This is a genomic window from Micromonospora sp. 4G55 (genome assembly GCF_016803375.1).
This window is the reverse complement of sequence record NZ_JAEVHN010000144.1, coordinates 1-11,836: the sequence shown is the minus strand read 5'-3', so window position 1 is coordinate 11,836 and position 11,836 is coordinate 1. Positions and strand designations below refer to the sequence as shown.

The window sequence follows — 11,836 nt, the reverse complement described above, 5'->3', positions numbered from 1 at the left end:
CTGCTGCCGGTCTTCACCTCGGCGGACGCGCTGACCGCGTTCGCCGGGGTCGGGGTGCCGTTCGTCGCGCTGTCCGCCGCCGATCTGCTGGCGGACTGGTCGCCCGGGCGGCGGCCGCGCACGACCTGCCCCGCTACCTGGGGGTGCTCGCGGCGGCCCGGTCTGCGTACCGCTGGCGGGCGAACCGTCGCCGACCGGGACTTTCCGTGGACGGTCGTCCTCGGGGCGGACCGCGCACCGCTGCTGCCGGTCTTCACCTCGGCGGACGCGCTGACCGCGTTCGCCGGGGTCGGGGTGCCGTTCGTCGCGCTGTCCGCCGCCGATCTGCTGGCGGACTGGCCGGACCCGGGCTGGGGCCTCGCCGTCGACCCGGGCGCCGCCCACGGCCTGACGCTGACCGCCCCGGCGCTGGCCGCGCTGATCGCCGCCAACGACCTGACCGATCCGCAGGTGCCCCTCGCTCCGGCCACCGTCGAGGAACCCGGCAGCACCGGCCGCTGACCGGCGTCCCTGCCGCACCTCGGATCCGCCAGATCGGCGCGGTCGCCTGCCGGGCGCTCGCGTTGGTCGCGTCGTCGGCGCCCGACCGGGGTGACCCCACCGTCGCCACCCCGACCGGCGGTGCTCCCGCCGTGGCCGGCCGAGCCCGGTCATGGCCCGTGCTGAAACACGCCTTAGGGTGCCTACGCTTGCGGTTTCCGTCATAGCCCAATGCCAGAGTGTCCGATGTGCAGCTCCGGTACAACTACCGCGTCTACCCGACGCTCGCCCAGCAGCAATCGCTGGCGCGAGCGTTCGGGTGCGCGCGGGTGGTGTTCAATGACGCCCTGCGCGCACGACAGGCAGCCCGGGAGCAGGGCCTGCCCTACATCTGCGACGGGGACCTGTCCAAGCAGGTGATTACCGAGGCGAAGACGACGCCGCAGCGGGCGTGGCTGGCTGAGGTGTCGGCGGTGGTGCTTCAGCAGGCCCTCGCCGATCTGAACCTCGCGTACCGCAACTTCTTCGCATCCCTGTCCGGCAAACGGAAGGGCAGCAAGGTGGCCCCGCCGCGGTTCCGGTCGCGCAAGGACAACCGGCAGGCCGTCCGGCTCACCGCCAACGCCCGATTCAGGGTGCTGGACAACGGTCGGCTGCGGCTGCCGAAGATCGGTGATCTGGCGGTGCGGTGGTCGCGGGCACTGCCCGCCGCACCGAGCTCGGTGACGATCGTCAAGGACGCAGCGGGCCGGTACTTCGCCTCGTTCGTCGTCCAGACCGCCGACAAGCCGCTGCCGCCGGCCGACGCCGCGGTGGGCATCGACCTGGGGTTGGCCCACTTCGCGGTCCTGTCCGACGGCACGAAGGTCGGGGCGCCGCGATTCCTGCGCCGAGCCGCCCGCAAGCTGCGCCGGTTGCAGCAGGCGCTGTCCCGTAAGCAGCGGGGCAGCAACAACCGCACCAAGGCCGTCGTCACAGTGGCGAGGGCGCACGTCCGGGTGGCTGACACCCGGCGAGACTGGCAGCACAAGCTCTCGACCCAGATCATCCGCGACAACCAAGCGGTGTACGTCGAGGACCTGTGTGTTACCGGCCTTGCCCGGACCCGACTGGCGAAGTCGGTGCACGACGCCGGCTGGGCCGGCTTCACCGCGATGCTGGAGTACAAGGCCGCCCGGTACGGGCGCACCTTCGCAAAGATCGACCGGTTCGCGCCCACGTCGCAGACGTGCTCGGCGTGCGGCCGGCTCGACGGTCCCAAGCCGCTGAACGTCCGATCGTGGACCTGCCCATGCGGGGCGGTCCACGACCGGGACGTCAACGCGGCCATCAACGTGCTCGCGGCGGGACGCGCCGAGAGCCTAAACGCCTGTGGAGCGCAGGTAAGACCGGCACCCGTGCCGGCACCGCGCCGGGAAGCAGGAATCCATCCCCGCGCTGCGCGCTGTTCCATGCGCAACGCGGAGGGAACCCCTCCTTAGGGCGGGAGAACGTCAACGGGACAGGTACGCCTTGATGCTGGTCGGGACGCGGCCCGCCGCATCCGCCACGGCGGCCCGCGCCTCCCCGGTCACCGGCACCAGGGTGGTGTGCTTGGGCGGTAGGACGATCAGGTCGCCGACCGGCACCACCCGCTCGGCCTGCTGCCGCTGGTCGGCGGGCGGGTCGGTCCAGATGATGTACACGAGCCGGACGCTCATCTGCTCGCTGTCGTCGTTGCGTACCGACACGGCCGTGAACCGGCTGTTGCGGTCGAGCACTCGCCCGCCGTCGTCCACCGGGGTCACCACCGGCTGGACGTTGACGGCCGGGGCGTCCACCGGCTCCGCGGTGCGCACCGAGACGGCCACGTCCTCGGCCGCCCGGGCTCCGGCACCGGTGAAGGTCAGCACGTCGATGCTGGCACCCGGCGGGACGACCAGCCGCCCCCGGTCGCTGCCGTAGACCGAGGCGACCCGCACGCTGGGCAGCGTGCGCCCGGCGGCGTCCAGCGCGGTGAACTCCAGCGTCGGCGCGAGCACCCGGTCGCCCTCGTTGACGATCGTGAGCACCTGGTTCATGTACCCGTCCCCGGTGGTCGGGGCGAACTCGAACCGCAGCGCGGCGGCGGGGCGGGGCCGGACGAGCAGGCCGCAGCCGGCCAGCAGCAACGGGGCGACCAGCGCGGCGACGACTCGCGGGAAGAGCGGCACGGCGCGGCAAGGGCGGGGTCGGGTCACGATCATGGTGAGCGGCACCGGCGCATGGTACGGCGGGACGCGGCAGGGCGGAGACCCCAGCGGTACGGGCCGGCCGCACCGTTCGCCCGGACCGCCGCAAACACCCCCGCGCTGCGTCATTCTCGCCGATCATCATTTACCAACAGTCGCGCACCCATAAATCGATCAAACCGGCGTGCATGACCGCCGGCTCGACACGCTGGACGAGCGGGCGGTCGACGACTTCGTGACCAGGGTGGCCGGCCGCTACGACCACGGCTGGCGGCACGGCGCGACGGACTGCGTGCCGGCCTGACCGCAGCGGCCGGGGCGGCTCAGCGGCTGCCGCCCGGCGGGCCGGGGGCCGAGGGCCGGTATCTGTCACAACCGCTTGGCCATCTGCACCGAGGTGACCTCGTAGCCCAACTGCTCGTACAGGGCGCGGGCGCCGGAGTTCTGGCCGAACACGTTCAACCCGATCGACACCACGCCGAGCTCCCGGCAGAGCTGCTCCGCCGCCCGCATCATCGCCCGGCCGTAGCCGCGCCGGCGCCGGTCCGCGCGGACCTCGACGTCGTAGACGGAGGCGTGCAGTCCGTCCGAGCGTCGCTCCAAGTGCAGCCAGAGCACGCCGACCTCGTCGTCACCGGCGTAGGCGATGCACAGCCTTTGACCCTCGGTACGCAGGCCGTCGGGGAGCAGCCGGGCGTGGTCCCGGCGCGCCTTGTCCCGCGCCTCGGACGGGGGCAGCAGACCGCTGGCGGCGATGCTGTCGGCGTAGTCGACCTCCGCCCGCTCGCGATAGCGGGCGTACCGCGCCTCGGTCATCGGTTCCAGCCGGATGGTCGCCACGAACGCCACGATAGGGGCGCGCGGCGCGGGCGGGAATCCCGAGGGACGCGGCACGCATTCCGGTGGAAACCGGGCGAGCGGTGCTGCCCGGGACGGTGGCCGGGCCGGGGCGGGCGCTCAGCGGCGCGGGTCACGCGGGAGGGGGTGGCGAACGGCCCGCGGGCTGGGCAGCATAGGTCCATGGACTACGAATACGCGCCGCTGCGGCTGCCGCCGAACGTCGACCGGTTGACCGCCGCGGCGCAGCTGGCGATCCAGGCGGAGTTCTCCGGTTGGGAGTTGGCCCGGGTGCGGCTGTTCCGGGACGGCACGCGGCAGGTCATGCTGCGCCGTCGCCGGGTCAACCAGCCGCAGCCGGGTCTGTCCTACTGACGGCGGGCACGCCGCCCGGCGTACCCGGGTCGGCGCCCACGCGCGCCCGGGGCCGGACCGCACGGTCGGGCCCCGGGGGCGTCGCGGCCCAGGGCCTAGTGCTGGTGCCCGGCGTGGTCGTGGTCGTCCTCGTCGAGGAACGGGTGCTCGTCGAGCCGCCCGACGAGACGGTCGTCGGCGGCCGGCTGGAACGGGCCCACCGGGTCGTCGTCGTCGAAGGACTCCAGGTCGACCGGGGTGCCCACCTCGCTGACCATCACCACGCCGTCGAGCGGCTCCAGCTCCGGCACGTCCAGCGCGCTCAGCGAGCCGTCCCCGCTCTGCAGCAGCTCCAGCACCGCCTCGCCGACCCCCTCGACGGGCGCCGGCTCGTCCTCCTCCGGGGTGCCCTCGCGGCGGGCCGCCTCGGCGACCCGGATCAGCGCGGACACGCTCGGCACCCGGTAGTCGCGGCGCTGCCGCACCGAGATCACCGCCGGGTGCGGGTCGCTGGCCTCGACACCCTCGGCGCCGCCGAACCGCTCGTCGGCCTCGTCGGGGTCGATCGACTCGACGTCCCACGGGGTGACCTCGCCGAACGCGTCGAGCAGCTGCTCGTCGTAGGCGTAGGAGGCGTTGTTCAACGCCACGTACGCCTGCCAGACGCCGTCGTCGTCGATCCGGCCCTGGGCGGCGCGCACGGCCGTCAGGTGGGCCCGGGCGGCGTCGATCACGCGCTCCAGAGCAGCGTCCAGCTCACCGTGCTGGTCGGTCATGAGGGAGTCCCTTCGCGATGGGGAGGATGCGGTCCGGCGACGGACCCGGTCAGCAGGTGCGCAGGAACCGGTCGAGGACCCGCACGCCGAACTGTAGTCCGTCCACCGGTACCCGCTCGTCGATGCCATGGAACAGGGCGGAGAAGTTGAGATCGGCCGGCAGCCGCAGCGGCGCGAACCCGAAGCAGCGGATGCCGAGCTGGGAGAACGCCTTGGCGTCGGTACCGCCGGAGAGCATGTACGGCACCGGGCGGGCGCCCGGATCCTCCGCGCGCAGCGCCGCCGACATCGCCTCGACCAGGTCACCGTCGAAGGTGGTCTCCAGGGCCGGCTGGCGCTGGATGTACTCGATGTCGATGTCCGGACCGACCAGCTCGCGGAGCTGTCGCTCCAGCATCTCCGACTGCCCCGGCAGGCTGCGGCAGTCGATGGTGGCGGTGGCCGGCCGGGGATGACGTTGTCCTTGTAGCCGGCGGCGAGCCGGGTCGGGTTGGCGGTGCTGCGGATGGTCGCCCCGATGATGTTGGCGATCGGGCCGAGCTTGGCGATCGCCGCCTCCGGGTCGTCCGGGTCCAACTCGACGCCGAGCACGTCGGAGACCTCTTCCAGGAAGGCCCGTACGGTCGGGGTGACGGTGACCGGGAAGCGGTGCCGCCCGACCCGGGCGACCGCCTCGGCGAGCGCGGTGACCGCGTTGTCGTCGTGGATGAACGACCCGTGCCCGGGCCGGCCCTTGGCGTGCAGCCGCAGCCAGTCCAGCCCCTTCTCCGCCGTCTCGATCAGGTAGAGCCGAGACGCGTCGTCGATGGCGTAGGAGAAGCCGCCGACCTCGCCGATCGCCTCGGTGCAGCCGTCGAAGAGCTCCCGGTGCCGCTGCACCAGGAAGTGCGCGCCGTAGTCGCTGCCGGCCTCCTCGTCGGCGGTGTAGGCCAGCACGATGTCGCGCGGCGGCCGCACGCCGGTGCGCTGCCAGTGCCGCACCACGGCCAGCACCATCGCGTCGAAGTCCTTCATGTCGATCGCGCCCCGGCCCCACAGGTAGCCGTCGCGGATCTCCCCGGAGAACGGGTGCACCGACCACTCGTCGGCGTCCGCGGGCACCACGTCCAGGTGGCCGTGCACCAGCAGGGCGTCCCGGCCCGGGTCGGTGCCGGGGATCCGGGCGACCAGGTTGGCCCGCCCGGGCGCCGACTCGTGGATCTGCGACTCGACGCCGACTTCGGCCAGCTTCTCCGCGACGTACTCGGCGGCCAGCCGCTCCCCCGCGCTGGTGGCGTTGTCACCGGTGTTGGTGGTGTCGATGCGCAGCAGGTCGCGGCAGAGTTCCACGACCTCGTCGGTGGGGTCGGGTCGGGCGGAGGCGGGGTCGCTCGTCATCGGCTCTTTCTACCAGTCGCACGAGCTGTCGCGGCGGCCCGGCCGGCGCTCGCGCGCGTCGGAGTCCGCGCGGCACTCCCGCGCCGTCCCCGTTTCACGATCTTGCGGTACGGGTATCGCGTCGGCGACCCCGCACCGCCCGTCGCGCCGGCCGTCCCCAGGCTCCGGCCGCCCGTCGAGGAGGGCCCATGACCGTCCCGCTGCCGCCCCTGCCCCCCACCGCCGACCGACGCCTACCGGCCCGGCGGGCGCAGCATGGCCGACATCGCCGACACCGAGCACCGGCAACTGCTCGGCCTGGCCGACCAGGTGACCGACCCGCGGCTGAGCCCCGAGCGGCGCCTGGAGGTGGCCGAGGTGCTGACCGCGGCGATCTCGCGGCACCTCTCCGCCGAGGAGCAGTACCTGCTGCCCGCCGCGCGGGCGGCGCTGCCCGAAAGCGCCGAGCGGGTCGACCGGGAACTGGAGGCCGACGCGGCGCTGCTGGCCGCGCTCAAGGCGCTCGGCGGGCCGGACGACCCGGCGCTGGCGGACGTCGCCGCGCGGGTCCGCCGGCACGTCGAGGCGGTGTCGGCGCTGATCACCCCGCTGCGCGAGGTGGCCACCGACGCGGAGCTGATCCGGCTGGGCAACCGGTGGGAGATCGCCGAGGAGGCGGCCCCCACCCGCCCGCACCCCGGTACGCCGGCCACCCCGCCGTGGAACCGGGTGGTCGAGCCGGCGCTGGGCGTGGTGGACAAGGTGCGCGACGCGGTCACCGGGCGGCGGACGTACCTAGCCGACCTGAAGCGGGACGCGCGCGACTGATCCATCGTCCGACGCCGATCCGCCCAGGGCCTTCCGCCGGCCCGTGCGGTGGTCCTACCGTCACGTTATGAATCTGGAGCTGCGACACCTGCGGGTCGTCTGCGCGATCGCCGAGACGGGGAGCGTGACCAAGGCCGCGTCCACCCTGGGCCTGGCCCAGCCGGCCCTGACCGCGCAGCTCCAGCGCATCGAGCGCACTCTGGGCGGCCCGCTGTTCGAACGCGACCGGCGCGGCGCCCGGCCCACCGCGCTGGGCGAGCTGGTGCTGGCCCGGGCCCGGGTGCTGCTGCCGGCGATGAAGGGGCTCCAGGACGAGGCGGCCCGGCTGGCCGGGGCGGACGACACCCTGGGCCGGTACCGCTTCGGCGGGGTGAACAGCCCGATCCTCGGCCGGCTGGTGCACCGGCTGGTCGCCGAGCAGCCGCAGGCGCAGATCACCACGTACGCCTCGTGGTCGGCCGCGGAGCTGGCCGGACTGGTGGCCGGTGGGCGGCTCGACTTCGCGCTCACCGGGGTCTGCGGCGACGCGACGCCGTCCCCGGAGTTCGGGCTCTGCTGGCGGGAGGTGGCGGTCGACCCGGTGCTGGTGCTGCTGCCGACCAGCCACCCGATGGCCGACCGGGAGGAGATCGGCCTGGCCGAGCTGCGCCGCGAACAGTGGGTGGCCGCGCCGGGCGAGGGCTGCTTCGGCGACTGCTTCGCCGCCGCCTGCGCCCGGGCCGGCTTCACCCCCCGCAAGGTGTACGAGACCGACGTGCGCGGCTGCGTGGACCTGGTCGACGCCGGCGAGGCGGTGGCGCTGTGCCAGGCGACCTTCCGCCCGGTCGACGGTCTGGTCACCCGCCGGCTGGCCGGCGTACCGCTGCGCTGGCGGCTGCTGCTCGGCTGGCACCCCGAGTCGCCCGCCGCCCGGGTCGCCGAGGCGGTGCTGGAGACGGCGGTGGCGGCGTACACCGACTCGCTGGCGCCGCACCCCGACTACCTGGCCTGGCTGCTGCGCCACCCGGAGTTCGGGGCCCGACCGGCCGGCGGGGTGCGAATCGCCTGACGGCGGGTACCTGGACCCCATGACCGATCGCTACTCCGACGCCGACGAGCGGGAACTGCTGCGTGATGCGGCCGCCGCGCACTCCGCCGCCGTCCGGGACCTCGAGGCGTTCCTGCGTCGGCTGCCGGAGGTGCCCGATCCGGCCGACATCACCGAGTACGCCAACCTGCTCACCCGGGAGGAGCAGACCCGGGCCGAGCGGCAGGCCCTCGCCACCGCCGCCGGCCTGGAGCTGCCCAGCCTCGGCACCGAGCCGTAGCGCGAGCCGCCCGTGCCGGTCAGCGTTCGACGAGGACGTCGTGGCCCAGGTCGAGCAGGGAGTGCCGCCACTCGTCGTTCGCGTTGCCGCCGCGCGGCTTCTCCGCGGTCAGCGCCCGGATCCGGTCGATCGCCTCCCGCATCACCTCGATGTCCTCCGGGGTCAGGTCCACCTTGCGCTTGCTGAGCACCCGCAGGATCTGCCGGCCCGGCTCGGGCAGGTCCATGTTGGGGTTCGGGCCGAACGACTCCTCCCCCGAGCCCCGGGTCAACAACCACTGCCGCAACTGTTCGGAGGGGACGTTCACCTCGGCGTGGAAGTCGTCCCAGATCACCTCGACCTCGGGGTCGAGTCGCTGCTCGCGTACCATCACGCCTCCTCTTCCGGTGGCCCGGACGGCGCCGGGTTCCCGTCGTCGGTCTGCTGCTTCAGGCCCTCCGGCGGCACCTGCACCCGGGCCGGGTTCGCCGTCGGCGGCGCGAGGATCGGTTCGGTGCGGTCGGTCTCCTCGTCGCTCTCCTCGGGTTCGGTCATCTCCGCCCTCCGGGTCATCGCGGGTGGGACGTCGAGGCCGCGGTGTAGCCCCGCTCTCCCGCGGCCACGTCGAAGGCGAGCTGACCGTCGCGCGCGTCGACGGTGAGCTTCTGCCCCGGCGAGATCTGGTTCTCCAACAGCATCCGGGACAGCCGGTTGTCGACCTCCCGCTGGATCACCCGGCGCAGCGGCCGGGCACCGAACTCCGGCTGGTAGCCGTGCTCGGCGAGCCAGTCGACGCCGGCGGTGGTGAACTCGATCTGGACGTCCTGGGCGTGCAGCCGGCGGCGGGTCTCCTCCAGCAGCAGCTCGGTGATCTGCCGCAGCTGCTGGGCCTCCAGCCGGCGGAAGATGATCGTCTCGTCGATCCGGTTGAGGAACTCCGGGCGGAAGTTCTCCTGGAGGCGGCGCTGCAGCCGCTCGCGCAGCTCGTCGCTCTCCTGGGTGCCGCCGGGCCCACCGGCCTCGAAGCCTACCGCGCGCGTGGTGCCGGTGATCAGCTCCGAGCCCAGGTTGCTCGTCATGATCAGGACGGTGTTCTTGAAGTTCACCGTCCGGCCCTGGCTGTCGGTGAGCCGGCCGTCGTCGAGCACCTGGAGCAGGATGTTGAAGACGTCCGGGTGCGCCTTCTCGATCTCGTCGAGCAGCACCACCGCGTACGGGCGGCGGCGCACCGCCTCGGTGAGCTGGCCGGCCTCCTCGTACCCGACGTAGCCGGGGGGCGCCCCGACCAGCCGGGCGACGGTGTGCCGCTCCTGGAACTCGCTCATGTCGACCCGCACCATCCGGTCGGCCTCGCCGAAGAGCGCCTCCGCCAGCGCCCGGGCCAGCTCGGTCTTGCCGACGCCGGTGGGGCCGAGGAAGAGGAAGCTGCCCATCGGCCGGTTCGGGTCGCCAGCCCGGTACGCGAGCGGCGTACCGCCTCGGCCACCGCGGTGACCGCGTCGTCCTGGCCGACGACCTTCTCGTGCAGCTGCCCCTCCAGCCGCAGCAGTCGGTCCCGCTCCTCCTCGGTGAGCTGGCTGACCGGGATGCCGGTGGCGCGGGAGACCACCTCGGCGATCTCCTGCGGGCCGACCGAGGGAACGCCGTTGGTGCCCTCGTCGCCCTGGGCGCGGCGGATCTGCGCCTCGATCTCGGCGAGCCGGTCGCGCAGCGCGGAGGCCCGCTCGTACTGCTCGTCGGCGACCGCCTGTTCCTTGTCCCGGCGCACCTCGTCGAGCTGCTGCTCCAGCTCACGCACGTCGGCGTCGGGGGTGCGGGTGCGCAGCCGCACCCGCGCGCCGGCCTGGTCGATCAGGTCGATCGCCTTGTCCGGCAGGAAGCGGTCGGTGACGTACCGGTCGGAGAGTTCGGCGGCCGCGACCAGCGCCTCGTCGGTGAAGCGGACCTGGTGGTGCGCCTCGTACCGGTCGCGCAGGCCGCGCAGGATGGCGACGGTGTCCTCGACGCTGGGCTCCGGCACCAGGACCGGCTGGAAGCGGCGGGCCAGCGCGGCGTCCTTCTCGATGCTCTTGCGGTACTCGTCCAGCGTGGTCGCGCCGATCACCCGCAGCTCGCCGCGGGCCAGCGCCGGCTTGAGCATGTTGGACGCGTCCATGCCGCCCTCGCTGCCGGCGCCGCCCGCGCCGACCAGGGTGTGGATCTCGTCCAGGAAGATGATCAGCTCGTCCCGGTGCGCCCGGATCTCCTCGATGACCTTCTTCAGCCGTTCCTCGAAGTCGCCGCGGTAGCGGGTGCCGGCGACCAGGCCGGCGAGGTCGAGCTGCACCACCCGCTTGCCGAGCAGGGTCTGCGGCACGTCGCCGTCGCAGATCCGCTCGGCCAGCCCCTCCACGATCGCGGTCTTGCCGACGCCGGCCTCACCGATCAGCACCGGGTTGTTCTTGGTCCGCCGGGACAGGATCTCCACGGCCTGCTCGATCTCGTCGGCCCGCCCGATCACCGGGTCGATCTGGTCCATCCGGGCCAGCTCGGTGAGGTCCTGCCCGTACTGGTCGAGGGTCGGGGTGCCCCGGTCGGGCTTCGGCCCGCCCATCGGTCCGCGTTCCGCGCTGGCCGCCTGCAACGACTCGGGCTGGATCCGGCCGGCGGCCAGCATCCGGCCGGCGGGCGACTCCGGGTTGAGCGGCAGCGCCATCAAAATGTGCTCGGGGCCGATGTAGTTCGCCCCCATCGCCCGGGACAGCTGGTGGGCGTCGAGCAGCGCCCGCTTGGCGGCGGGGGTGAGCGACAGGTTCGCCGGCACCTCGCCCCCGGGCGCGCCGTCGCCACGCCCGCCGAGGGCGTTGACCAGGGCGTCCGGGTCGGCGCGGCCCGGCGTACCAGGTCGCGCAGCGGCTCGCGTTGCAGCGCCGCCCAGAGCAGGTGGTCGGTGTCCAGGTCGTTGCTGTGTTTCTGGGCGGCCCGCCGGGCCGCGTCGGCCAGCATCTCCCGGGCGTCGGCGGTCATCAGCCGGGTGATGTCGACCCGGTGGGCCGGTCGGCGTCCGCCCTCACCCCGGCCGAAGTACCGGGCCAGGAACTCGTCCCAGGGGTCGGAGCCGTAGTCACCGGGTCCCATCATCTCTGTCCTCCGCAGTCGGGGCGCGGCACGGTCGCCGAGGGCGACACCGCGGGCGCGGCACGTCGCCGGTGGCTACCCGGCGACCGGCGCGACAAACGCCAGGGGATGGCAGGCTGGGGGCATGGACAACCGCCCGCTGCTGATCGTCGACGGTGCCAACGTGGTCGGTTCCCGCCCGGACGGCTGGTGGCGGGACCGGGCCGGGGGCGGCGGCCCGGTTGCGCGACGCCCTGGCGCCGCTGGCCGACCGGGGCCTGCCGCCGGAGCTGCCGCCGCCGGTGGAGGTGGTGCTGGTGGTGGAGGGCGCGGCGCGGGAGGTGCCCGGGGTGGCCGGGGTGCACACGGTGCCGGCGCCCGGTTCCGGTGACGACGCCATCGTGGAACTGGTGCGCGACGCACCGGACCGGCGTCGGTTGGTGGTCACCTCCGACCGGGAGCTGCGCGACCGGGTGGCGGCCCTCGGCGCGGAGCTGCACGGCCCGCGCTGGCTGCGCGAGCACACCCACCCGACCCCCTGACCGGCCGGTTTCCGGTCCGCGGCGGCGCCCGCGGCCACGGGCGCGCCGGTCCCGTCAACGGGACCGGCGGA

Annotated in this window: 11 protein-coding genes and 3 pseudogenes; 7 read left to right on the top strand and 7 right to left on the bottom strand. The window is 73.8% G+C overall.

Features of this window, described 5'->3' with window-relative positions; translation table 11 throughout:
• Window positions 1-501 (top strand): SseB family protein (locus JNW89_RS14550; protein WP_238449345.1); only part of this gene is annotated, 501 nt, incomplete at its 5' end.
• A gap of 218 nt (window positions 502-719) precedes the next feature.
• Complete coding sequence (locus JNW89_RS14545; RefSeq protein WP_238449344.1) at window positions 720-1,961, top strand: transposase; 1,242 nt, start codon at window positions 720-722, stop codon at window positions 1,959-1,961.
• Window positions 1,962-1,973: 12 nt separating this feature from the next.
• On the opposite strand, the gene JNW89_RS14540 is transcribed toward JNW89_RS14545, so the two are convergent.
• Together JNW89_RS14540 and JNW89_RS14535 are read right to left on the bottom strand one after the other, a co-directional pair.
• Entirely contained in the window at window positions 1,974-2,717 is a 744-nt protein-coding gene (locus JNW89_RS14540) for a hypothetical protein (protein WP_238449343.1), read from the bottom strand.
• Window positions 2,718-3,059: 342 nt separating this feature from the next.
• Complete coding sequence (locus JNW89_RS14535; RefSeq protein ID WP_238449342.1) at window positions 3,060-3,530, bottom strand: N-acetyltransferase; 471 nt, start codon at window positions 3,528-3,530, stop codon at window positions 3,060-3,062.
• Between the two features lie 180 nt (window positions 3,531-3,710).
• Here JNW89_RS14535 and JNW89_RS14530 point away from each other — a divergent pair, with 180 nt between their 5' ends.
• Entirely contained in the window at window positions 3,711-3,902 is a 192-nt protein-coding gene (locus JNW89_RS14530; RefSeq protein WP_039906151.1) for a DUF5703 family protein, read from the top strand.
• 95 nt (window positions 3,903-3,997) lie between these two features.
• Here the strand turns inward: JNW89_RS14530 and JNW89_RS14525 are convergent, their stop codons facing one another.
• Together JNW89_RS14525 and JNW89_RS14520 are read right to left on the bottom strand one after the other, a co-directional pair.
• Entirely contained in the window at window positions 3,998-4,657 is a 660-nt protein-coding gene (locus JNW89_RS14525) for a hypothetical protein (protein WP_238449341.1), read from the bottom strand.
• A 49-nt stretch (window positions 4,658-4,706) separates the two neighbouring features.
• Window positions 4,707-6,034: pseudogene (locus JNW89_RS14520) on the bottom strand (M20/M25/M40 family metallo-hydrolase).
• A 255-nt stretch (window positions 6,035-6,289) separates the two neighbouring features.
• Between JNW89_RS14520 and JNW89_RS14515 the strand changes: the two are divergent.
• The 3 genes from JNW89_RS14515 to JNW89_RS14505 all read left to right on the top strand — a co-directional run bounded on the left by JNW89_RS14515 (window position 6,290) and on the right by JNW89_RS14505 (window position 8,148).
• A complete protein-coding gene (locus tag JNW89_RS14515; RefSeq protein ID WP_238449340.1) occupies window positions 6,290-6,841 on the top strand; it encodes a hemerythrin domain-containing protein in 552 nt (183 codons plus the stop codon).
• Window positions 6,842-6,908: 67 nt separating this feature from the next.
• Complete coding sequence (locus JNW89_RS14510) at window positions 6,909-7,889, top strand: LysR family transcriptional regulator (RefSeq protein WP_238448107.1); 981 nt, start codon at window positions 6,909-6,911, stop codon at window positions 7,887-7,889.
• Window positions 7,890-7,908: 19 nt separating this feature from the next.
• The gene (locus tag JNW89_RS14505; RefSeq protein WP_238448106.1) at window positions 7,909-8,148 is read left to right on the top strand and encodes a hypothetical protein; all 240 of its coding nucleotides are present in this window, start codon (window positions 7,909-7,911) and stop codon (window positions 8,146-8,148) included.
• Window positions 8,149-8,167: 19 nt separating this feature from the next.
• On the opposite strand, the gene JNW89_RS14500 is transcribed toward JNW89_RS14505, so the two are convergent.
• The 3 genes and pseudogenes from JNW89_RS14500 to JNW89_RS14490 all read right to left on the bottom strand — a co-directional run bounded on the left by JNW89_RS14500 (window position 8,168) and on the right by JNW89_RS14490 (window position 11,247).
• A complete protein-coding gene (locus JNW89_RS14500) occupies window positions 8,168-8,518 on the bottom strand; it encodes a DUF3140 domain-containing protein (protein ID WP_238448105.1) in 351 nt (116 codons plus the stop codon).
• Window positions 8,518-8,682, bottom strand: coding sequence for a hypothetical protein (locus JNW89_RS14495; RefSeq protein WP_238448104.1), 165 nt, complete (start codon window positions 8,680-8,682; stop codon window positions 8,518-8,520). Before JNW89_RS14495 ends, JNW89_RS14500 begins: the two co-directional genes overlap by 1 nt.
• A 14-nt stretch (window positions 8,683-8,696) precedes the next feature.
• Window positions 8,697-11,247, bottom strand: a pseudogene (locus tag JNW89_RS14490) (ATP-dependent Clp protease ATP-binding subunit).
• 121 nt (window positions 11,248-11,368) lie between these two features.
• On the opposite strand from JNW89_RS14490, the pseudogene JNW89_RS14485 reads away from it, so the two are divergent.
• A pseudogene (locus JNW89_RS14485) lies at window positions 11,369-11,765 on the top strand (hypothetical protein).
• Window positions 11,766-11,836 lie beyond the last annotated feature (71 nt).

Coding starts and splice junctions, on each gene's coding strand:
- JNW89_RS14530 (WP_039906151.1), top strand. CDS start 3,711: ATGGACTACGAATACGCGCCGCTGCGGCTGCCGCCGAACGTCGACCGG.
- JNW89_RS14525 (WP_238449341.1), bottom strand. CDS start 4,657: ATGACCGACCAGCACGGTGAGCTGGACGCTGCTCTGGAGCGCGTGATC.
- JNW89_RS14515 (WP_238449340.1), top strand. CDS start 6,290: ATGGCCGACATCGCCGACACCGAGCACCGGCAACTGCTCGGCCTGGCC.
- JNW89_RS14510 (WP_238448107.1), top strand. CDS start 6,909: ATGAATCTGGAGCTGCGACACCTGCGGGTCGTCTGCGCGATCGCCGAG.
- JNW89_RS14505 (WP_238448106.1), top strand. CDS start 7,909: ATGACCGATCGCTACTCCGACGCCGACGAGCGGGAACTGCTGCGTGAT.
- JNW89_RS14500 (WP_238448105.1), bottom strand. CDS start 8,518: ATGGTACGCGAGCAGCGACTCGACCCCGAGGTCGAGGTGATCTGGGAC.
- JNW89_RS14495 (WP_238448104.1), bottom strand. CDS start 8,682: ATGACCGAACCCGAGGAGAGCGACGAGGAGACCGACCGCACCGAACCG.